The organism is Amycolatopsis saalfeldensis, assembly GCF_900110575.1.
GTDB classification, from domain to species: Bacteria; Actinomycetota; Actinomycetes; order Mycobacteriales; family Pseudonocardiaceae; genus Amycolatopsis; species Amycolatopsis saalfeldensis.
Genome location: NZ_FOEF01000018.1, coordinates 58,999 through 79,925 on the forward strand (window position 1 = coordinate 58,999; position 20,927 = coordinate 79,925).

General features: G+C 71.2%; 16 protein-coding genes. 4 read left to right on the plus strand and 12 right to left on the minus strand.

Going from position 1 to position 20,927, the window contains the following annotated elements:
* Window positions 1–15 precede the first annotated feature (15 nt).
* Window positions 16–660 carry a GNAT family N-acetyltransferase gene (locus BMY97_RS32600; RefSeq protein ID WP_091624495.1) on the plus strand — a complete coding sequence of 215 codons (645 nt, stop codon included), beginning with the start codon at window positions 16–18 and terminating at the stop codon, window positions 658–660.
* A 3-nt stretch (window positions 661–663) separates the two neighbouring features.
* On the opposite strand, the gene BMY97_RS32605 is transcribed toward BMY97_RS32600, so the two are convergent.
* The 10 genes from BMY97_RS32605 to BMY97_RS32655 all read right to left on the minus strand — a co-directional run bounded on the left by BMY97_RS32605 (window position 664) and on the right by BMY97_RS32655 (window position 13,965).
* Entirely contained in the window at window positions 664–969 is a 306-nt protein-coding gene (locus BMY97_RS32605; RefSeq protein WP_143086353.1) for an SRPBCC domain-containing protein, read from the minus strand.
* Between the two features lie 1,808 nt (window positions 970–2,777).
* Entirely contained in the window at window positions 2,778–3,926 is a 1,149-nt protein-coding gene (locus tag BMY97_RS32615) for an N-acetylmuramoyl-L-alanine amidase (RefSeq protein ID WP_091624502.1), read from the minus strand.
* A 279-nt stretch (window positions 3,927–4,205) separates the two neighbouring features.
* Window positions 4,206–4,529 carry a thioredoxin gene (gene trxA / locus BMY97_RS32620; protein ID WP_091624505.1) on the minus strand — a complete coding sequence of 108 codons (324 nt, stop codon included), beginning with the start codon at window positions 4,527–4,529 and terminating at the stop codon, window positions 4,206–4,208.
* 30 nt (window positions 4,530–4,559) lie between these two features.
* Window positions 4,560–5,552, minus strand: a complete 993-nt coding sequence (trxB, locus tag BMY97_RS32625) for a thioredoxin-disulfide reductase (RefSeq protein WP_091624508.1) — start codon at window positions 5,550–5,552, stop codon at window positions 4,560–4,562.
* Between the two features lie 115 nt (window positions 5,553–5,667).
* Entirely contained in the window at window positions 5,668–6,477 is an 810-nt protein-coding gene (locus BMY97_RS32630; protein ID WP_091624511.1) for a hypothetical protein, read from the minus strand.
* Window positions 6,474–7,136, minus strand: coding sequence for an RNA polymerase sigma factor SigM (gene sigM, locus BMY97_RS32635; protein ID WP_091624513.1), 663 nt, complete (start codon window positions 7,134–7,136; stop codon window positions 6,474–6,476). Before sigM ends, BMY97_RS32630 begins: the two co-directional genes overlap by 4 nt.
* A gap of 31 nt (window positions 7,137–7,167) precedes the next feature.
* Complete coding sequence (locus BMY97_RS32640; protein WP_091624516.1) at window positions 7,168–8,766, minus strand: protein kinase family protein; 1,599 nt, start codon at window positions 8,764–8,766, stop codon at window positions 7,168–7,170.
* Window positions 8,767–8,848: 82 nt separating this feature from the next.
* Window positions 8,849–10,660 (minus strand): murein biosynthesis integral membrane protein MurJ, encoded by a 1,812-nt coding sequence (murJ, locus tag BMY97_RS32645; protein WP_425425360.1) that lies wholly within the window; start codon window positions 10,658–10,660, stop codon window positions 8,849–8,851.
* A gap of 630 nt (window positions 10,661–11,290) precedes the next feature.
* Window positions 11,291–13,444, minus strand: a complete 2,154-nt coding sequence (locus tag BMY97_RS32650) for a DUF6049 family protein (RefSeq protein ID WP_091624521.1) — start codon at window positions 13,442–13,444, stop codon at window positions 11,291–11,293.
* Window positions 13,445–13,458: 14 nt separating this feature from the next.
* Entirely contained in the window at window positions 13,459–13,965 is a 507-nt protein-coding gene (locus tag BMY97_RS32655) for an NUDIX hydrolase (protein WP_091624524.1), read from the minus strand.
* Between the two features lie 101 nt (window positions 13,966–14,066).
* Between BMY97_RS32655 and BMY97_RS32660 the strand changes: the two genes are divergently transcribed.
* From BMY97_RS32660 to BMY97_RS32670, 3 genes are all read left to right on the plus strand, one after another.
* Window positions 14,067–15,512: a CCA tRNA nucleotidyltransferase gene (locus BMY97_RS32660; protein ID WP_091624527.1), complete on the plus strand. Its 1,446-nt coding sequence runs from the start codon at window positions 14,067–14,069 to the stop codon at window positions 15,510–15,512.
* Window positions 15,513–15,698: 186 nt separating this feature from the next.
* Window positions 15,699–17,021 (plus strand): sensor histidine kinase, encoded by a 1,323-nt coding sequence (locus tag BMY97_RS32665; protein ID WP_091624530.1) that lies wholly within the window; start codon window positions 15,699–15,701, stop codon window positions 17,019–17,021.
* A gap of 25 nt (window positions 17,022–17,046) precedes the next feature.
* On the plus strand, window positions 17,047–17,892 hold the full coding sequence (locus BMY97_RS32670) for a class I SAM-dependent methyltransferase (RefSeq protein ID WP_091624532.1): 846 nt from the start codon (window positions 17,047–17,049) through the stop codon (window positions 17,890–17,892).
* On the opposite strand, the gene BMY97_RS32675 is transcribed toward BMY97_RS32670, so the two are convergent.
* Window positions 17,878–19,776 carry a TNT domain-containing protein gene (locus BMY97_RS32675; RefSeq protein WP_091624535.1) on the minus strand — a complete coding sequence of 633 codons (1,899 nt, stop codon included), beginning with the start codon at window positions 19,774–19,776 and terminating at the stop codon, window positions 17,878–17,880. The genes BMY97_RS32670 and BMY97_RS32675 overlap by 15 nt on opposite strands.
* A gap of 38 nt (window positions 19,777–19,814) precedes the next feature.
* Window positions 19,815–20,912 (minus strand): ADP-ribosylglycohydrolase family protein, encoded by a 1,098-nt coding sequence (locus BMY97_RS32680; RefSeq protein ID WP_245787613.1) that lies wholly within the window; start codon window positions 20,910–20,912, stop codon window positions 19,815–19,817.
* Window positions 20,913–20,927 lie beyond the last annotated feature (15 nt).

Sequence of the window (20,927 nt, forward strand, 5' to 3'; positions counted from 1 at the left end):
TTCAGGAGGTTTCAGGTGTCGCGTCGCGTCGTGGGCGTCACCCTGGACAACCTGGAGCACCTGCCCAAGAGCTGCCGTCGGTGCGTGTACTGGGAGCTGGCGCCGCATCTGAAGGCGCAGGCCGAGGAGTTCGGCTCCACGGAGGTCGAGAAGGAGGCCTGGGTCTCCAGCGTGCTGCTGGAGTGGGGCTCCTGCGGCCGCATCGTCTACAGCGACACGCTGCCGGTCGGGTTCGTGCTGTACGCGCCGCCGAACGCCGTCCCGCGCTCGCTGGCCTTCCCCACCTCGCCCCCCAGCGCCGACGCCGTGCTGCTCACGGCGTTCCAGGTCCTCCCGGAATTCCGCGGCGGCGGCCTCGGCCGGATGCTGGTCCAAGCGGTCGCGAAGGACCTGACCAAACGCGGCGTCCGCGCCATCGAGGCTTTCGGCGACGCGAACCCGGACGAAGGCGACCCGATGGAGCAGCACACGTGCGTGCTGCCGGCGGCGTTCCTGCAGAGCGTGGGCTTCAAGACGGTCCGCCCCCACTCGAAGTGGCCGCGGCTGCGCCTCGAGCTGCGCTCGGCGATCAGCTGGAAGGAAGACGTCGAAGCGGCGCTGGAGCGGCTACTCGGCCAGGTGACGATCACGACGGCCGAGCCGAGCCTCGGGCGAGCTTGACCCTCAGCCTTCGAGCAGCTGCTTGAGCCGGGTGAGGCGGTCCCGCCAGTACCGCTTGGTCTTGTCGGCCGTCTCCTGATCAGGAAGGCGTTCGTGGGCGAGCGCAACCTGAGATCGTGTCCCTTTATCGACAAATCCGAAGTTGACTCGGGTGGTGCCGTCGCCCCAATCGAACCGGGCCGAACGGCGAGGTCGCGCGGTCCGTTCGGCGAGCAGACCGTCCGGCAGCCATCGTTCACGCATCCCGGCATCCGTGACGACCCGGAACAGCTCTTCCACGGGTGCGCCAACCGTCTTGCTGGCGCTCACGGTGTAGAGCCCGTCGCGTCCACTTCCGGCCGCCCGCAGCCCTCGCGCCCGCTAGTACTCGACAGTCACTGTCTGCGCCCACCAGCTACCGACACCACTCTCGGCCATGAGCCATCTCACGATCTCGCCATGGCTCCGCCCGAGCGCCCTCCAAGCGTCAAGTTCCTCACCCCACTCATCCCAGCTCAACCCGGTAGCCCTCCGCACGGCTCCACCCGAAGTCAGCTTCGTCTCGCCCATCCCGCTTCCTCCCGTCTCCCACTCCCCGCACACCAAGGACGTCGCCACCCCTTCCCCCATTTCGACACTCGCCACTCCACCCGCCCCGACCAGCTTCCATAACACTCCGCCCCGTGCCGGAAAGATCCGATTCCAAACGCTGTGCACAACTGTGGAAGAACCCCCGAGTTATCCACAGATTGCTGATAGAGGCCGTGGAAAACCTGTGGATGACTAGACTGGATCTGGGGACGCCCCCCGAGGAGGGCGGGGGCTGCCCCAAGGTGTGGTGGGTCTGGCGGGCGGTGATCGCAACGGGTTGTGGCGGTGCTTGAGACGGCGGAAGCGGGGTGGGGGCTCCGGTTTTGGTGTGGTGGGTGTGACTGGTGGGGCGTAGGTGGGTTGTCTGCTCAGTGGTGGGGCTTGGGGTGGTGAGGGGGCGGGCCGGCGGGGTGCTCGCGCGTGGGGGCGTGCGGCTGGGGATGACGGGTGGGTGGGGTTGGTCAGTGGTGGATGGTGAGTCGCTGAGTGTGGTGACGCTGGGTGACTGGGGTGCTTGGTGGTTCGTGATGGTTGGTGACTGGTGGAGTCGGGAGAGTGGGGTGCTGGGGATTTGAGGAGCTTCGGGGACGGTTGGGGTGGGGTGGCGAGGAGTTCGCGGTGGGCAGGAGGTCCGCGGCGCGGTGAAGGGGCGGCGGGAGTTATCCACGGAAGAGCTGGGTTCGGCTGGAGCGGATCGCGTGGTGGAGGGCCGCATGGCTGCCGAGGGGATGGGCTAGTGGCAGCTTGAGGGTGCGTAGCGGTGGTTCGGGCGATGCGTGAACGGGCGGTTTCAGTGGTGGGTGAACGGCGGCGCAGGTGATCGGATTGCAACGGTCGGCGGTGTGAGGCACGTTCCGGGTACCGGGTGGGGTGGGCAGACAGGGCGGCTGGACTGGGCAGGCAGGGGTGGCTGGCTGCTCTGGTTTGCCGGGAGCAGGCGATCGTCGGACTCGTCGTGCGGGGGCAGGCTGAGCTGGCATGACGTGTCGGGTCGGGCTGCGTTGGCGCGCGGGGGCTGGTTGGAGGGCGCCGAGTGGGTCCGGGGGTGCGCGGGGCCGAGGCAATGCGTCGGGCGAACGGGCAGGGGGTTGGCTGAAGCTGTCGCCTCAGCCGACCGGCCGGGAAGCAACCGGGTGGAAGCCACGCCAGTACAAGTCAGCCGAGCGGGCGAGCAATCGAGCGGCGGCCAGCTCAGCACAAGGCAGCTGAGCGGCGGCTGGCCCAGTACAAGTCGGCCGGGTGGTGGCCAGCCCAACACAACGCAGCTGAGCGGCGGCCAGCCCGCACAGGTCGGCCGGGTGGCGGCCAACCGAGCACAAGGCAGCTGAGCGGCGGCCGACCCAGTACAAGTCGGCCGGGTGGCGGCCAGCCCAGTACAACGCAGCTGGGCGGCCATCCCGCACAGGTCAGTCGAGTGGAAGCCACGTCAGGTCAAGCCAACCCAGCGGAAGCCAACCCAGCGGAAGCCAACCGAGCACAAGCCAGTTGAGCGGGAGCCGACCAGGCAAAGCCAAACTCGGTACAAGCCCGAGTGGCCGAAGGATTCCCTACTCGGCCTTGGCGAGTTCGTGGGCCAGGACGTCGGCGAAGGTGAAGGTGCCGGTGGGCTGGTCGCCTTCACCCAGGAGGTACAGGCGTTTCACCGCGATCAGGATGCCTTCGGCGACGATGTCGCGGAAAGCGGGGTCGCCCAGGTTGCGGGCGTCGTCCGGGTTGGTGAGGTAGCCGATTTCCACGCGGACGGCTGGGCAGCGGGTGCGGGTGAAGATCTCCCACGTCTTGTAGTGCGTGCGGCAGTCGCGCAGGCCGGTGCGGGCCGCGACCTCGCGTTGGATGAAGCCCGCCAGCAGTTCGCCCACCGTGGAGGTGGTGCCGTTGCCCGTGCCGAAGTGGAAGCTGGCCACGCCCTGGGCGCGCGGGGACGGGTTGCCGTCGTTGTGCAGGGACAGGAACAGGTCCGCGCCGGCGTCGTTGGCGAAGCGGGCGCGCTCGAAGTCCGTGGGGCTGTGGTTCGGGCCGCGGGAGATCAGGGCTTCCATGCCCGTTGCCTGCATGCGTCCTTCGAGCCGCCGGGCGAGGTCCCACGCGATGTCCGCTTCACGCAGGCCGCCGGCGACCACGCCGAGGTCTTCGCCGCCGTGGCCGGGGTCGATCACGATGCGCTTGCCGCGCAGCCGGGGGCCGGCGCGGCGGACCTGCTCCTGCTCGCGCAGGAAGACCGGGCGGCCGCCGCGGGCGCGCGGCGACGACAGGCGGTGCAGCTCACGGATCGTGGCCGGGCCGCAGATTCCGTCCGGGTTCAGGCGCATGTCGCGCTGGAACGTCATCAGCGCGCGCGCCGTCTGCGGGCCGAAGTACCCGTCCGGGCGGCCGGCGTCGAAGCCCAGCTCGGTGAGCCGCTCCTGCAGCGCGAACACGTCGTCACCCTGCACGGGCGAGGAGATCATGTGCGCCAGCGGACGGCTGCCCAGGTGATAGCTGGCGCCCTTGAGCGCCTGGAACGTCGCGGGGCCCACCACGCCGTCGGTGATCAGCCCACGCCGCTGCTGGAAGGCCCGCACCGCCTGTTCTACCGCCACGTCGAAGGTCTCGTACTGCTCGGTCTCGGTGACCGCAGGGAGCAGTTCCATCCCGGCGAAGATCGCCCTGATCTCGGCGACGTCCGGACCGGTGTCACCGCGGCGGAGTACCCGCATGCACTCCTCGCTCTTCACTAGGGCACCGAAACCAGCTCGATGCGATACAGAAACCTGGATGGGTGGTAAGCCCAGGCACCTATTGTGCCCTGTGAACTCTCGGTGAGCGCGCAGGCCCAGTCTGTGCGGCAAGCCGCCGAACGTGGTTCACGTCCGGGGACACGCCGTGCACCTGCGTGATCATGGCCACGGGCGGCTTGCCCGAACGTGCGAGAACCCGGGCCCGCGGGTGAATCACCGCAGGCCCGGGTTCTCAGCTACTGGACGGCGTGCCCTCCGTCAGAGGACGTCCGACAAGTCCGAAAGCAGCGCGGCCTTCGGCTTGGCACCGACGATCTGCTTCACCGGCTTGCCGCCCTGGAACAGGATCAGCGTCGGGATCGACATCACCTGGTAGTCACGCGCCGTGTTCGGGTTCTCGTCGATGTCGAGCTTGGCGACGGTGATCTTCTCGCCGTTCTCGGCCGCGATCTCCTCGAGCACCGGGGCGACCATCTTGCACGGGCCGCACCAGGTGGCCCAGAAGTCCACCAGAACCGGCTTGTCGCTGGTCAGCACGTCGTCGACGAACGACTTGTCCGTCACCTTCACGGTGTTGGTCATCGGGCTTCTCCTTCGAGTCGGTGGGAAAGGTCAGTGGGCGCCGGGGCCGTAGCCGCCGCCGACCAGTTCAGGGGCCTCGTGGGCTTCGGCGTCGCCGTGCTCGGCCAGCCATCGTTCCGCGTCGATCGCGGCGCTGCAGCCGGAGCCGGCCGCCGTGACGGCCTGCCGGTAGGTGCGGTCCACCAGGTCGCCGGCCGCGAACACGCCGGGCACGTTGGTGTAAGACGTGCGCCCCTGCGTGACGACGTAGCCGTCCTCGTCGACGTCGACCTGGCCCTTCACCAGCGCGCTGCGCGGGTCGTGGCCGATCGCGACGAAAAAGCCGGTCACGTCCAGCGTCCGCTCGTCGCCGGTCGCGGTGTCCTTGACCTTGAGGCCCTGGACCTTCCCCTCGCCCTCGACGCCGGTGATCTGGGAGTTCAGCTGCCACTTGATCTTCTCGTTCGCGCGGGCGCGCTCGAGCATGATCTTCGACGCCCGGAACTCGTCCCGGCGGTGCACGATCGTGACGGACTTGGCGAACTTCGTCAGGAAGGTCGCCTCCTCCATCGCGGAGTCGCCGCCGCCGGCCACGGCGATGTCGTGGTCGCGGAAGAAGAAGCCGTCACACGTCGCACAGGCCGACACCCCGCGGCCGAGCAGGTCCTGCTCGCCCGGCACGTTGAGGTAGCGCGCGGCCGCGCCCATGGCGAGGATCACCGCGCGGGCCGCGTAGCGCTTGCCGTTCGCGACGACGTATTTGACCTCGCCCGTCAGCTCCAGCGACTCGACGTCCTCCGCGCGCAGCTCGGCGCCGAAACGCTCGGCCTGCTTGCGCATCTCCTCCATCAGGTCCGGCCCCTGGATGCCGTCGCGGAAGCCGGGGAAGTTCTCGACCTCCGTGGTGGTCATCAGCGCACCGCCGAACTGGGTGCCCTCGAACACCAGCGGCTCGAGCTGTGCGCGTGCCGCGTAGACCGCGGCGGTGTAACCGGCAGGACCGGATCCGACCACGATCACGTTCCTGATTTCCTCGGCAGCCACCCGTGGACCTCCGCTCGTAGTGACCTGTGCATCAGGCTCAACACGATCGTAGGTGGCGGTGTTCCCGACGGTGACGCCCACTACTTACCGAAGCATTACCAGCCCCGACCAGCGGCTATTTCTTCCCGACGATCTTGTCGAACAGCTTGTCGGGGTTACCCGGGCCGCAGTCGGCGCCGAAGGCCACGATCCGGTACTGCGCGATCTTGCCCGTGGTGTAGATGACGAGCACGCCCGCCTTGCCGCCGACGTTCACCGGCCGGACGCCCGCCGGGCGCACGTTCGCGTCCAGCCCGGCCGCGGTGACGCACGCGTCGAGCCGCTGCTCGTCCTGGAGGGGGCCGAAGTCGCGGACGCCCATGGCGCCGCCCAGCAAGGCTTCGGCACCGCTGCCGTCGCCGCTGACCGACGGTCCGGACGGCGCGGGTGCCGCCACCCCGGGCGTCCCGGTTTCCTGCGACGAGCCGGGCACGGTGACGGCCACGACGACGATCGCCGCGGCGGCCGAGGTCAGCGCCCCGGCGCCCCACCCGAGCCGCCGGTTGCGCTTCCGCCGTGCGGCCGCGAGGTCCACCACGGGCGCGCCGCCGGCCGTCGGAGCTGCCGGTGCCGGTGCCGGGATCGGCGCGGGCCCGGGAAACGAGGCGGCCTGCCGGGTCGAGGCCTCCGCCGCCAGCGCCGCGTCCAGCCGCGCCGCGTACTCGGCGGGCATCGGCGGTACGGGCTCCAGCGTGAGCGACGCCAGGTCGGCTGTCGTGGCCTCCAGGGCCTCGATGACGGCGAGCGCTTCGGGGTCTTCGTTCACCCGGGGCCACAGCTCGGCGGCCTCGTGGTCGTCCAGCACGCCCGCGTGGAGGTCGGCGAGCAGGTCGACAGACCAGGGCGGGCCGGCGGCTCCGCCGACCCCCCGACTTTCGTCCGTCATCGTCCCTCCCCGTTCCCCGGCGAGCCGTTGGCCCGCCCGGCACTCCGGGACCCCTCCGAAGTGGCGCGCTTGCGTTTGCTTTCGTTAGTTGGGACGCCTCCGTGCGCATCGGGGTTCCGCAGATGCCCGAGAACCTTCGCGAGTTTCCCGCGCCCTCTGGCACATCGGCTCTTCACGGTGCCCTCGGCGATGCCGAGCATCTTCGCCGTCTCGGCCACCGAATAACCCTCGACGTCGACGAGCAGGATCGGCGCGCGCTGGTCCTCGGGCAGCTGGTCCAGCGCCGCGCGGACGAGCAGGCTCGTCTCCTTCTCCGCCATCGAGTCGCGCGGCGACGCCGGCTCGTTGAAGCCGGTTTCGGGCAGCGGGACGGTGGGCCGGGCCTGCCGCCGCCGGATGCGGTCGAGGCAGGCGTTGACGACGATCCGGTGCAGCCAGGTGGTCACCTGGGACTCGGCGCGGAAGTTGCCTGCCGCGCGGAAGGCCGAGATGAACGCCTCCTGCAGCGCGTCCGCGGCCTCCTCCGGATCCCGCAGTGTCCGCAGCGCGACCGCCCAGAGGCGGTCCCGATGTCGCCGGACCAGTTCACTGAACGCATGCGGATCCCCGGCGGCGTGCGCCGCTATGAGATCAGCATCCGTGGGAGCTGCAGCCGTCACCCGGGAGAGCCTACTGAGTGGGTAAGGAGCGTCACCCCGCAGGCAGGAAGCTCAGTTCCCCGATCTCGCTGATGAAGCCGCCGCCGCTGTCGTCACCCAGCTGGGTGATCCAGACGATGAAGTACTGGCTCTGCGTCGGCTGCTGGAGGCTGATGGTGGTGTCGGTCCCGTTCAGATCGCCGGAGCCGACCACCTTGGTGGCGTCGAGCTTCGGGTTCTTGCTGTCCGCGGACCGGATTTCGACCTTGGTGCCCGGGCTGTCGGCGGTGATCTTCACCTGGGCCAGGTTCACCGGGTTGTCGAACGAGACCACGATGCCGACGCCGGACTTCAGCACCGGCAGCTGCTGCTGGTACTGGTCGGTGCGCCAGGTCGTGCCGGGATCGCCGTCGATGGTGTTCTTCGCTCGTCCCGAGTTGTCGCCCGAGCCTTCCGGGTTGTAGACGCCGGCCGACTTCGGGGCGACCGCCGCGCCGATCTTCGGCTGGGCCGGCGAGGACGGCGGGGGCGCGGCCGAGTTCGCCGGCGGCGGCGCGCCCTGGCTGCTCGGCGCCGCGACGTTGATCGTCGGGCCGCTGGCCTTCGAGTCGCCCTGGAACAGGTTGATCAGCATCAGCCCGCCCCAGGCCAGGATCACCACGGTGGCGACCACCAGCACGGTGACGCCGAACGCCAGCTTCCGCCGCCGCGCGACGTCCTTCACCGGCTTCTTCGTGGTCCAGAGCGTGCCGTCGGCCGGGGCCTCGTCGCCCTCGCCGACCGCCTTGATCAGCTGGGTGCGCTCCTCCTCGTCGGCGACCTGGCCGAGCACGCGCAGGATCGCCGAGCTGGTCCGGATGCCGCCGTTGCCGCCGTCCTCGATCGTGCGGACGGCCAGCGAGGACAGCTCCGGGGGCACCGCGGGCACCAGCGTGCGCGGCGGCACGACCAGCCCCTGCGGGGTCAGCGGCGCCGCGGGGATCGCGGGCGGCCCGCCCGGCAACGCCCAACGCCCGGTGAGCAGCAGGTAGAGGACCGCGCCGAGCGCCTTGACGTCGTCACGCAGCGTCGCCTCGGGCAGCGGGCCGGGGAACGCGAGCTTCAACGCGCCGTTCGGCGTGAGCCGCAGGCGCTGGGGGTGGTCGAGGCCGAGGACCAGGCCGTTCTGGTGCGCGTGCTCCACCGCTTCGGCGAGCGCCTGCACCATCCGCGCGGCCGCGGCGGGCGCCACGGGCCGCTGCGCGACGAGGTCGACCAGGTCACTGCCCTTGGTCCACTCCGCGACGACCACGCCGAGCAGACCCTCGCTCGAGGTCACCCCGCTGCCGAGGCTCAGCACGTCGAGGACCCTGGCGACGCCGCCGTGGCCGAACTTCGACGCGTGCGCCGCGCGCTCCAGCGTCCGCCGGGCCAGCCTCGCGGCCTCCGGGTCCGCCGGGTCACCGACCAGCAGGGTCAGCGCGACGTCGCGCTTGAGCTGCCCGTCGCGTGCCCGCCACAGGTGCGCGGCGGCTCGTTCGTCCACCCCGAACTGCGCGAGCAGGCGGTACCGGCCGTCGCCGACGACTCGGCCGGGGGCCAGCGAGCCGCCCTGGGCACGTATGCCCGAACGGCTGGCCTCCCCTGCCTGTTCGCTCCGTCTCGTGTCCACCGCTTCTCTCCCGCGTCGCGCTCCCGGATCGAGGGTACCCGGATCAGCTCCGGGGGAAGCGTCGTGAGTCGTGAATCAATCGTTACCCGCGCTTGATCAAACGGGTGATTCTGGACGAGGCGGGCACCAGCTCCTCGACCTTCAGCGCCATGAGCACGCCGAACGAGACGCCGATGCCGACGATCCCCTGCAACAGCAGCTTGACCCAGGCGTGCAAAGTCACGCCCAGCGAGTCGGGCACGATCTGCCCCACGAGCCACGCCGCGGCCACGCCGAGCACGCTCGCGACGACCGTGAACAGGATCACCCCGATCACCCGCTTGCTCCGCAGGTTGCCCAGCGTCACCCACAGCCACACCTGGCCGAGGACCGCGCCGACCACGAACGTCAGCGCGTTCACCATCATCACGCCCAGCACGATGTTGTCCGGGGACAGCACGACCGGGCACAGGTACAGCAGCGGCACCTTGACCAGCGTCATCACGATCATGATCAGCGTGGGCGTGCGCGCGTCCTTCATCGCGTAGAACACGCGCATCTGCAGCATCACCAGCGCGTACGGCAGCAGCGCGAACGCCGAGATGGCCAGCGCCTCGCCGAGCCGCTCCGCGCTCTCCAGCGAGCCCTTGCCGAAGGTGAACAGCGCGACGCCGATCGACGAGCCGACGATGGTCATCACCGCCGAGATCGGCACCAGCATCACCGTGGAGATCCGCGACGCGTAGGACAGGTCGCCGATCAGCTTCCTGGTGTCGCCGTCGGCGGCCGCGCGGCTCATCCGCGGCATGATCGCCGTGAGCAGCGAGACGCCGATGACGCCGTAGGGCAGCTGGAACAGCAGCCACGCGTTGCTGTACGCGGTCACGCCGCCGGGCGTGCCCTTGGTCAGCACCCGGGTGGTGACCGTGTAGCCGACCTGGCTCACCGCCACGTAGCCGACGATCCACAGCGCCAGCCCGCCGAACTCCTTCATCCGCCGGTCGATGCCCCAGAGCCACTTCGGCCGGAAGCCGGACCGCAGCAGCGGCGGGACCAGCATGAACGCCTGCGCGACGATGCCGGCGGTCACGCCGAGGCCCAGCGTGAGCACCTTCGGATCGGTGATCGAAGGGTGGGCCTCGTCGATCGAGCCGGGCATGATCCACACGACCAGGATCGTGAAGATGACCACCATGTTGTTGACCACCGGCGCCCACGCGGTGGGGCCGAAGATCTGCTTCGCGTTCAGGATCGCCGAAAGCAGCGCGAACACCCCGTAGAAGAAGATCTCCGGCAGCAGCAGGTAGGCGAACGCCGTGGTCAGCTGCGGGCTGGCCTTGCCGGAGGAGTCGACGTACAGCGAGGTGAACGCGGGCGCGGCGATCACCGCGACGACGGTGCCGATCAGCAGCAGCGTGATCGCGACCGTGAGCAGCCGCTGGGTGTAGGCCTGGCCGCCGTCTTCGTCGTCCTGCGAGCGGACCAGCAGCGGCACCACCACGCTGGCGAGCACGCCGCCCATGAGCAGCTCGAAGATGATGTTCGGCATCGTGTTCGCGACGTTGAACGAGTCGTTCGAGATGCCCGCGCCGATCGCCGCCACCAGCAGCAGCTTCCACAGGAAGCCGGTGATGCGGCTGATCAGCGAAGCGATCGCCATCCGCCCGCTCGCCTTCGCGAGCGAAGGCGCCTTCGGGGTGACCGGCTGTTCGCCGGTCGAGGTCGGCTCGGCCGGGCGCACCAGCGGCGCGTCCCGGATCCGCGGCATGACCTGCGTGGCCAGCGCGTCGTACGGGCGCAGCACGTCCGGGTCGGCGGTCGGCCAGCGAGACGCGGCCATCGGGACGCCGGCGGTGCGCGGGATGAACCGCGTCGCCTCCGGGTCGCGGCGGGCCTCCTCCTGCCACGGCCGGATCGGCGTGCCCGGGCGTGGGCCGCGGCCGCGGTGCGGCGGGCCAGGGGGGATCTGCTGCGGTCCGGACGGCGGCCCCGAAGACGGCGCCTGCTGCGGCATCGCGCCCGAAGACTGTGGACCCGACGGCTGCGGCAGCGGACCCGAAGGCATCGGCCCCGAAGGCATCGGCCCGGACGGTTGCGGCAACGGCGGCCGCCCCTGCGGAGGCGGGGGCGGCGGTGGCACTTGTTGACGACGGGTGGGCGGCGGTCCGGCCGGCTTGCGCGGCGGCGCGCCCTGGCGGCCTTGGGGTGGTGGCGGCGGCGGGACCCGGCGCCCCGGCCGCTCGTCGGGCACGGGCATCCGCCGCGTCCGGCCGTTCGCGGGCGGCGGCTGCCTGCGCTCCGGCGGCGGCTGGCCCTGTGGCGGCGGCTGGCGACGGCGGCTCGGCGGTTCACCCCGCTCGTCACGCCGCGGTGGCGCACCTTCGCGCCGAGGACGGCTCGCACGCTCGGGTGGTAAGCCCGGCTCTTTGTCCAACGCGTGCCCAATCCTCGGTACTCGGGGTCCCTGCCATTGTGGCAGCGGTCGACCCAGGGTAATCGCCGAACGGGCCGAACACTCGGTCCCCCGAGGACAAGGCCGGAAAACTCAGCGCGCCTGGCGGCTCTCCTTGATCCGCCGGTAGATGCGGCGCGACGCCAGCAGGAGCAGCGCGCACCCGGCCACGACGGTGAAGATGATCGTGATCGGGCCGTACTCGGTCGAGGTCAGCTCGAACCGCGCGGTCGTGCCGAGCGAGGTGCCCGCGGGGGTGTTCAACGACACATCGACGCTGAGCAGGCCGGCGCGCAGGGCCTCGATCTGCAGGTACTCGTTCTTGCTGCCCCCGGCCGGGAAGAACAGGTTCTGCGCGGCCAGCGGGCGGATGCCGACGTTGTTCTTCAGCGCGACCTGCGCCTCGATGCCGACCGGCAGGTCGTTGCTCACGAACACCGGCAGCGGCGACGAGCCCGAGGCCAGCGCGATCGTCTGCTTCGGCTGCTCCACGGTCACCTGGTTGGCGATCGCGCCGAGTTCGGCGTTCGCGTTCGCCACCGCGGCGCCGGGCGCGGCCGACTGCCACGCCGTGGACGCGCCGCGCACGATCGCGTCACGCACCGGCGCGACGATGGTGTCGGGCTGCACCCGCCGGGTGGTGTCCATCCGCATGGCCGACAGCAGCCCGGAGGCCTGCGTGTCGAGGGTCGAAAGCGTGGCCGAGTCGCCGGTCCCGGCGGGCTGGTCGCGGTTGCCGGCCGACAGCGAAGCGGTGCCCGTCGGGTCGGTCTGCAGCTGCGACGTCAGCGGCGTGGCGGAGGCCATCCCGTCGCCGAAGAAGGTGCCGAGCTCGTTCAGGAACGAGGTCAGCTCGGACATCGGCGCGGCCCAGCGGCGCGGCGGCGCGACCAGCAGCCGCGCGTTCTGCTTCGCGTCCGCTCGGCCCAGGCCCGCTTCGTACGCGATGGCGGCCAGGCCGTTCTGCCCGGAGATCGCGGGCTGGGAGGCCGCGCCGACGGTGGTCGGGGCCTGCGGGTTCGGCGGGGCGCCGGTCATCGCGCTCGCGATCAGCCCGTCGATCGGCTGGGCGCGCAGCCCGCCCGTGGACAGGGTGACGGCGCCGGTGACCGGCGTCTTGGACTGGAGCTTCGAGCCGTCCGTGAGCACCGTGCCGAACCCGGCGCCGGCGATCGCGGTGAGCGCCTGCCCGTCCGGCGTCCCGTCCGGCCACAGCACGCCTTCCTGCGGCTGGACGCCGAGCAGCTGCCGGATCGTCGCGGCGCCGCCCAGCGCGGACTGGAGCAGGTTGGGGTCGGTCCCGGTGGCGGAGTGCACCTGGCCCAGCGTGGTGAGGTCGGCGTCGGCGAACGGCATGGTGACCACGCAGCGGTCCTTGACCAGCGCGCGAAGCGACGACAGCCAGTCACTCGCCGCGGCGGCGTTCTGGCCCTGCGCGCCGCCGACGAGGTAGCCGCGGGTCATCGCGTCGACGGTCCGCAGCAGGTCGGGGTCGAGCGCGAAGCACAGCGATTCGCGGACGTGGGGGTTGTTCTCCTGCGCCGCCCGCGCGGCGGAGACCAGGGAGTACAGCCGCCCGTTCGGCTTCAGCTCGTTCTCCAGCGTGTCGTCCGACAGCGTCAGCCGGCCGCCGTACGGCGTCGAGAGCACGTGCGGGGAGCTGTCGGTGATCGGCCAGAGGACGCTGACGTTCGCGTGCTTGGACGGCGGCGGCAGCGAGTTCCCGGACTTCCCGCCCGGCGCCGAGAGCACCGGCATCAGCACGCTGACGGCGGCGAGCCGAGCGGTGCCGCCGAACTCGGGCGTGCCGTTGACGTTCACCAGCATCGGGTACACGCCGGGCCGGTTCAGCGCGCTCTTGCCGGTGAGCGGGACCTGGATGTCGAAACGCGCGCTCTGGCCCGGCTCGAGCGAATCGGTGAGCGTGTTGAAGTCCGTCAGCGGGGTGTCCTGGATCGGCTCGCCCGCCAGCACGCCCGATATCGCGCGGTCGTTGGTCAGCCGCTCGCCGACCTGCAGCCGCGCCTGCGGGCGCGCGATCCGGCGGTCGCCGATGTTGGTCACGGTGCCGGAGACCGAAAGCGTCGTCGAGGCACCGGTGACGACGCGGGGGCTCAGCTGGGCGAGGTCGATCCGCAGCCGCGGGGGCTCCGGGCTCGGCTCGTCCTGGGCCTGCGCGGGCGCGCCGATCAGGGCGGCCACTGCGAAGAACAGCAGGGACAGGAAGAAGGCGGCCGGCCGCTTCACTCGGGTGCTCCCTCTCAGGCGCGGTCGTCGTGCGCGAAAAGTTCTTTGGCCTTGCGGACCAGCTTGCGCTCGTCCGAATAGGCGAGAGTGTGCTCCAGCTCGGCCAGCGGGACCCAGGCGACCTCGGTGACTTCGACGTCCTCGTCGGAGAGCTCGCCGCCCGTCGACTCGAGCAGGAAGTGGTGCACGGTCTTGTGCACCCGGCGTCGTTCGGCCACGAACCAGTAGTCGATGGTGCCCAGCGGGCGCAGCACCCGCGCCGAGATGCCCGTTTCCTCCTGCACCTCGCGCATCGCGGTCTGTTCCACCGTCTCACCGTCCTCGATGTGGCCCTTCGGCAACGACCAGAGCAGTTTGCCGTGCCGGTCGAGCCGCCCGATCAGCGCGGCATGCTCACGGGCCGGGTCGACGACCAGCCCGCCGGCCGAGGTCTCGTCCACGGTGGTCAGCCGCCTGCCGCGCTGGCGCCTGCGCCGCCTCCGCGGCTTGGGCGCTCCGGCGCGGCCGGCAGATCCAGGCATGCTGCGATGCTAGAGCAAACGGTTGCCCAGGTACGCTGGCTCTCCGTGTCCGTGTCCGACGGTGCCCGTAGTAGTGGCGCCACTTCCGTGGTGGGATCGAAGTGAACAACCTGGTCGCCCAGCAGAACGCGGTGACGGAACTGATGCGTGTGTCGCCTTTGGCCGATGAGCTGGCGGAGCGGTTCGCCCGCGCCGGCCACCGGCTGTACCTGGTCGGCGGCAGCGTGCGTGACGCGATGCTCGGCCGGCTCTCGGCCGACCTCGACTTCACCACCGACGCGCGGCCCGACCGCGTGCTGCAGATCGTCAGCGAGTGGGGCGACGCGGTGTGGGACGTCGGCATCGCCTTCGGCACCGTCGGGGTGACGAAAAAGGGCATGACGCTCGAGATCACCACGTTCCGCGCCGACAGCTACGACCGGGTGGGCCGCAATCCCCAGGTCACCTTCGGCGACAGCATCGAAGGCGACCTGCTCCGGCGCGATTTCACCGTCAACGCGATGGCGATCGACCTGGCGGCCAAGACGTTCATCGACCCGCACGGCGGCCTCGACGCGTTGCGGCTGAAGGTGCTGGACACTCCCGCGACGCCGCAGGAGTCGTTCGCCGACGACCCGCTGCGGATGCTGCGCGCGGCCCGGTTCGCCGCGCAGCTCGGCTTCGTCCCCGCACCGCGGGTGGTCGACGCGATGACGTCGATGGCGGACGAGATCACCCGGATCACCGCCGAGCGCGTGCAGACCGAGCTGTCGAAGCTGATGCTCGCCGACGACCCGCGCCCCGGCCTGGAGCTGCTGGTGGACACCGGCCTGGCCGACCACGTGCTGCCCGAGCTGCCCGGCATGCGGCTGACGATCGACGAGCACCACCAGCACAAGGACGTCTACCAGCACTCGCTCACCGTGCTCGCGCAGGCGATCGAGCTGGAGCGGACCCACGAGCCGCAGTCGGAGCCGGACCTGGTGCTGCGGCTCGCAGCGCTGCTGCACGACGCCGGCAAGCCGGAGACCCGCGAGTTCCAGCCGGGCGGCGGCGTGAGCTTTCACCACCACGAGGTGGTCGGGGCGCGGATGGCCCGCAAGCGTTTGCGCGCGCTGAAGTACTCCAAGGAGATCGTCGAGGCCGTTTCCCAGCTCGTGTTCCTGCACCTGCGGTTCCACGGCTACGCGAACGGCGAGTGGACCGATTCGGCCGTGCGCCGTTACGTCACCGACGCCGGCGATCTGCTGACGCGGCTGCACAAGCTGGTGCGCGCCGACTCGACCACGCGCAACCGCAAGAAGGCGGCCGCGCTGCAGGCGACGTACGACGACCTCGAGGTGCGGATCGCGCGGCTGAAGGAGCAGGAGGACCTGGACCGGGTCCGCCCCGACCTCGACGGCAACGAGATCATGCGGCTGCTCGGCCTCAAACCGGGCCCGGACGTCGGCCGCGCGTGGAAGTTCCTCAAGGAGCTGCGCCTCGACCGCGGCCCGTTGGACCACGACGAGGCCGTGGCCGAGCTGAAGCGCTGGGCCGCCTCCGAAGGGCTCACCGCCGGGGATTGATCTCGCACTCCGGGCACGGCCGGTCACCCTGGGGTGGCCGGATCCGGCGCCCGGCGAACACGAGTCGAATTCGTGATCGCGAATTCGCCCGTTTCCCCGTTCGGCCCCTGGATGGATACCCGGCGAGCGGGAATACTCGCTGCCCCGGGTGTGCCGTCGGGGGCGCGCCCCGATCTGGGGAGATCGATGGCGGCGCAGACGTCCGAAGGCCGCACCGCGAGCTTCCTGGTGACCCTGCTGCGACGCGGCACGCCCGCGCTGGCGACCGCGACCACCGGGCTCACCGACGAGATCGCCGACCCCACCCCGGTCCGGGCGCTGCAGCGGATCTCACGCATGGCCGGCCCGGTCGACGCGAGGTACAACGACGGCCTGCTGCTGCGGGCCGCGCGGTACGTGGTGCTGGTGCCGCTGGCCTACCGGATCGTCGCGGTGCCCGGCGCGTTCGGCGCGTTCGTGGTGGCGCACGGTGCGCAGGGCGCGCTGCCGGTGGGGCTGGTCGCGCTCTGCTCGATGGCGATGAGCGCGTTCGGCATGTTCTGGATGCTGCGCCGGGCCCCGTTCCGCAGCGGCCAGGCGGCGCGGCTGCTGATCGTCGACCTGGTCATCACGGTGGTGTTCCAGCTGGTCATCGGCCTGAGCGTGCCTTCGGCGGTGTTCCACGACGCGCTAGGGGTCGCCGAGAAGCACCTGCTGGGGGACATCGCGCTGCTCACACTCGCCGTCGGCATTCCGGCGGGTATCGGGCTGGCGGTGCTGAGCCTGCCCGTCCGGCTGCTGTCGGACTGGCTCAACAGCGGCTCGGCCGATTTCACGCAGGCCTGGTCGATTTACCCGACGATGTTCGGCGTCCTGTTCACCGGGATCGGCGGGCTGATCCTGGTGGGCCTCGGCACGCGGCTCGCGCTGGCGTACGGGATCCGCAACGGGCGGCTCGCCGAGCGCGCGCAGCAGCACCGGATGCTGCACGACACCGTGTTGCAGACGCTGGAGGCCATCTCGCTCGGCGGCGCCGGGGATTCCCGGGAGCGGCTCGTCGAGGTGCAGCGGCTGGCCCGCGCGCAGGCGATGGAGCTGCGGCAGACCATCGAGACGGCCGCCGCGCAACGCGCCGAGGAGGGCTCGCGGCCGCTGGGTGAGAAGCTCGCCGCGCTGGCCGCCGAGATGGCGCGTGACGGCTTGCGCGCGCAGCTGGTGATCTCCGAGCTGGACGACGACACGCTTTCCGAGGTCCGGCAGATCGCGATCCGCGACGCGGTGCGCGAGGCGCTGCGCAACACGATGAAACACGCGGGGACCGACAAGGTCGTGGTCCGGGTGGAGGAGCGCGACGGCGGCATCGCCGTGATCACGCGTGACCACGGCACCGGGTTCAGCACCGAGACGCGCCCCGCGGGATTCGGCATCAGCGAGTCGATCACCGCGCGGCTGGCCGAGGTCGGCGGCACGTCGCTGGTGGAATCGACGCCCGGCAACGGCACGCGGGTGACGTTGTGGGTGCCGTTTTGAACCCTGGCCTGCTAAACACAGCGAGGTGACCGACTTTCTCGCCGACGCGCTGGCCGCCTACCGAGCCGGGGACGCCGCCCGGGCCGCGACACTGGCCGCCAGCGCCGATTCCTCGCTCGGTGCCGAGCTTTCCGCCTATCTCGCCACGGACGGCTCCGGCCCGGTGTACGACCAGCCGCGCGCCTTCACCACGTTCATCCGCGGCGGCGGCAACGTCGGGCTGTACCGCCGGCTGAGCGCCGAGCTGGCCGCGCGGTACGACCGGCTGCGCCCGGAATCCTTGCTGGACTTGGGTTGTGGCGACGGGTTGGCCGTCGTCCCGGCGCTGGCCCAAGCGTCGTTCCGGCCGTCACGGGTCGACTTGGTGGAGCCGTCGGCCGGGCTGCTGTCCGCTGTGGACGTTCCCGGCGGCAACCGGTTCGAGTCGACCGCGCAGGACTTCCTGGCCGCGCACGGTTCCACGTGGAACCTTGTGCAGTCGACGTTCGCGCTCCAGTCCATTCCGCCGGCCGACCGCGAGGAAGTCCTTCGCACGCTGCGCCCCCGCACCGGAACGCTGTTGCTGGCGGAGTTCGACGTCCCGGACCTGACCGAGGGTTCGCCGGAGCACCTCCGGTCGCTGGCCGCGCGGTACGAACGCGGCATCGCGGAGTACGGCGAAGAGGCTTCCCTTGTCGCACAAGGGTTTCTCATGCCCGTGCTGCTCGGCGTCGCCGCCGGTGCGCAGCGCACGAACTGGGAGCAGCCGGCCGCGGGCTGGTCGGCGCAGCTCACCGCCGCCGGCTTCACTGACGTCACCGTCGAACCACTCGCCGACTACTGGTGGTCGCCCGCAGTCCTCGTCACCGCGCGCGGTTCACACGCGGGATAGCGCCCCGGCCTCCACGTGCTGCGCGATCGGGCGCGGCAGCAGGTACGCGACGGCGCCGCCGGGCATCGGGCCCCACGGCGCGGTCACGCCGGTGAGCACCCGCAGCGCCCGCTGCACCCGGTACTGCTGGTGTTCCCGCTCCCGCGCGGGAGTCAGCGAGGTCTCCTCGAACCGCGCGGACGCCGAGTGCACGAGGTTGCCCGTCTCGTTGCCGTAGCGCTGCACGGTGACGCCCGCGGGCAGCACGATCAGCCGCTTGCCGCGGTAGAAGCTCAACGGCGGCTCGCCGCGCTGCGGGAGGATCGGCCAGTCCGCCGGCTGGTCGGACTCGTCGGGCGCGCGCGGCGGCAGCATCAGCAGCGTGCCGAGCAGGTACCGCGCGGCGTCGGCCAGGTTCGGGAACGCAACCGGCTCCGTCGACGGCGGGCGCGAGATCTCCCAGCCGTTGTCGGCGCGGCGCAGCGTCCAGACATCGTCGACCGGCACCTCGTTCGCGCCGATGCGATAGGCGGAGGCGGGCACGCCGTGCTCCACCAGCCGTTGCTGAAGCAGCGCGAGCGTCTCGGCGGCCCGCAGCGGACGGCCTGGGTCTCCTTCGCGCGCGACGCGGGCCAGCGCCGTGTCGTCGGGAAGGTCGGCTTCGGAGCGCTTCGGCCGCGGCTGGCCGAGCACGTCGGCCTCCGCCGTGGCCCGCACCAGCTCACGCACCATCGGCGGCCGGAACCCGGCCGCGCGGATGTGCTCCACCAGCTCGGGTTCCGGTGGCACGCCGTACTTCCGCAGGTAGTGCGGGACGGCGGCGGGCCAGATCCAGGCGCCGTCGGTGTGGAAGGCCTGTGGCACGTCCGGCGGCCCGCCGGGCGCGAAGATGTCCGGCTGCGGCGCCGGGCGATGCATCGCGACGGGCGCGCGGAACAGGTAGTCGAGCACCCCGCGGACCTGGTCCGGCGGCACCGGCGGGCGGTTGACCACGGGCCGTTCGCCCTCGTTGTGGGCATCGACCACCCGGGCCTGGCGGAAGGCGATGTCGAGCGGCGTCTCGGCCTTCGCGGCCAGCCACTCGGGAAGCTGCTTCGGCGAGCGCGCGAAGTTCGCCAGCTCCAGCGCGTACGACTGGGAGTTCGGACGGCCGTTGTCGTGCGGCGGGAGGCGCCACACGGGTTCGGCGTCGGCGTCGAAGTCGAAATCGAACTGCGCCTCGGTGTCCAGCGTGAACGTGCCCTGGAACCAGGTGCCGCTCTCCGGCTGGTACATCGCGGCGCGCAGCTGGGCGAACAGCGTGGTCAGCTGCGGCGGCGCGGGCAGCGACACGGACACCGGCCCGTTCTCGTCGCCGATGGCGCGGACCTCCAGCTCCGAGTAGTCCCCGATCTGCCGGAACTGGGCGCCGACCCGCGTCCAGCCGCCGGGCACGGCGCGCAGCGTGCGGCCGATGGCGCGCAGCAGCTTGCTCTGGTCGCCGTCGGTCTCCTCGTGCGCCTCGGTGCGGTAGTCCCGGCGGGTCTGCCAGAGCCCCGTGAGCTGCTTCGCGGGGACCGTCACCGAGAAATCGGTGAGGCCGAGCTGGGCGGCGCGCACGGGATCGTGCTGCGTCCACCGCAAGGTCAGCTCGGTCTGCTCACCAGGGGCGACCTCGAACAGCTCGTTGTCGTACTCGCAGTACGACTGGAGCGTGAACGTCGCCGGGACCTCGCTCGCGAGGACCACCCGGGCCGGACGGCCTTCGTGCTCCCGGTCGAAGCCTTCGGGTGTGTCCTCGTCGTCCGGCAGCAGCGAAAGCAGCAGCGTGCCGTCGGTGGTCGACCGCTCGGCCGCGAACGTTCGCCCCTCCAGCGTCGCGTACAGCCCGTCCGGGCGTTCCGCCGCTTCGACCCGGTAGCGCACCTCGGTTCCTCCCCATCCCCTTGATGACCCGGAAGAATTTAGTCGACCGGGTAAAGCCTGGACCATCGGTCGTCGTCCGGCGCGTCCGGCCCGAGCTCGGCGACGGCGTCGTCGGCCAGCTCTGTGATCACGTCGCGCAGCTCCAGCTGGTTCAGCCAGCGGGCCGGAAGCGCGTCCTCGCCGTACATCGCGCCGACGAGGTTGCCGCAGATCGAGCCGGTGGAATCGCTGTCGCCACCGTGGTTCACCGCCGCGAGCAGCGCGGATTCGGCGTCTTCGGTGGTCAAGGCCACGTACACGGACATCGAGAGCGCCGTTTCCCCGACGTTGCCCTGCCCTAAAGTCCCCAGTCGTTCCGGCGTCGACGGTCCCGGCGCCGCCAGCGCCTGCTCCAGCGCGGCGTCGGTCTCCTCGTGGCCGGGGTGGCGCGCCAGCTCGCCGCGCGCGGTCGAGACGGCGTCGTGCAGGGGCTTGCCGATCAGCAGTTCGTGCATCACCACCGCGAAAGCACCGGCCGACAAATACCCGCTTGGGTGACCGTGGGTCAGCGCCGCGGCCTCGGCCGCGAGTCCGAACACCTCCGCCAGGTCGTCGGACCACAACGCGATGGGCGCGACGCGCATGACGCCGCCGCAGCCCTTGGAGTTGTTCACCGGCCGCTCGACGCCGCCGCGGATCCCGGACCGGCCGTACGCCTCCAGCTCGCCGAAGCAGGTCAGCCCCGGCGCGCGACGGCTGAACAGCTCGCCGTGCGTGATCAGCCGGCCGTCCGGCGCGGCGGTCGCCGACTGCGGCCCGCGCGCCCGCTCCCACGGCACGCCCTGCGTGTGCAGCCACCGCTGGTACGCCATCTGCAACGAGTGCACGACGTCGCCGGTCCCGGTCCGGCGCCGCTGCGAATGGGCGCGGACCAGGGCTTCGAGCGTGAACAACGTCATCTGCGTGTCGTCGGTGAAGCGTCCTTCGCCGCCGTACGCGGGGAGGTAACCGGTGATCCCGGCCGGCCCGGCGATCTCCCGGATCCGGTCCATCGAGTCGAATTCCGTGCCCGCGCCGAGCGCGTCGCCGATCGCCCCGGCGAGCAGGCTGCCGCGCAGCCGGTGTGCCTCCATGCCGCCCATCTTGCTCAGTGCCACGGCCCGCGTCTCGGG

What these genes read in the sequence shown, in the direction of transcription:
- BMY97_RS32630 (WP_091624511.1), bottom strand. Translation starts at nt 6,477, where the DNA reads ATGACGGACGAAAGTCGGGGGGTCGGCGGAGCCGCCGGCCCGCCCTGG.
- BMY97_RS32615 (WP_091624502.1), bottom strand. Translation starts at nt 3,926, where the DNA reads ATGCGGGTACTCCGCCGCGGTGACACCGGTCCGGACGTCGCCGAGATC.
- BMY97_RS32665 (WP_091624530.1), top strand. Translation starts at nt 15,699, where the DNA reads ATGGCGGCGCAGACGTCCGAAGGCCGCACCGCGAGCTTCCTGGTGACC.
- BMY97_RS32655 (WP_091624524.1), bottom strand. Translation starts at nt 13,965, where the DNA reads ATGCCTGGATCTGCCGGCCGCGCCGGAGCGCCCAAGCCGCGGAGGCGG.
- trxA (WP_091624505.1), bottom strand. Translation starts at nt 4,529, where the DNA reads ATGACCAACACCGTGAAGGTGACGGACAAGTCGTTCGTCGACGACGTG.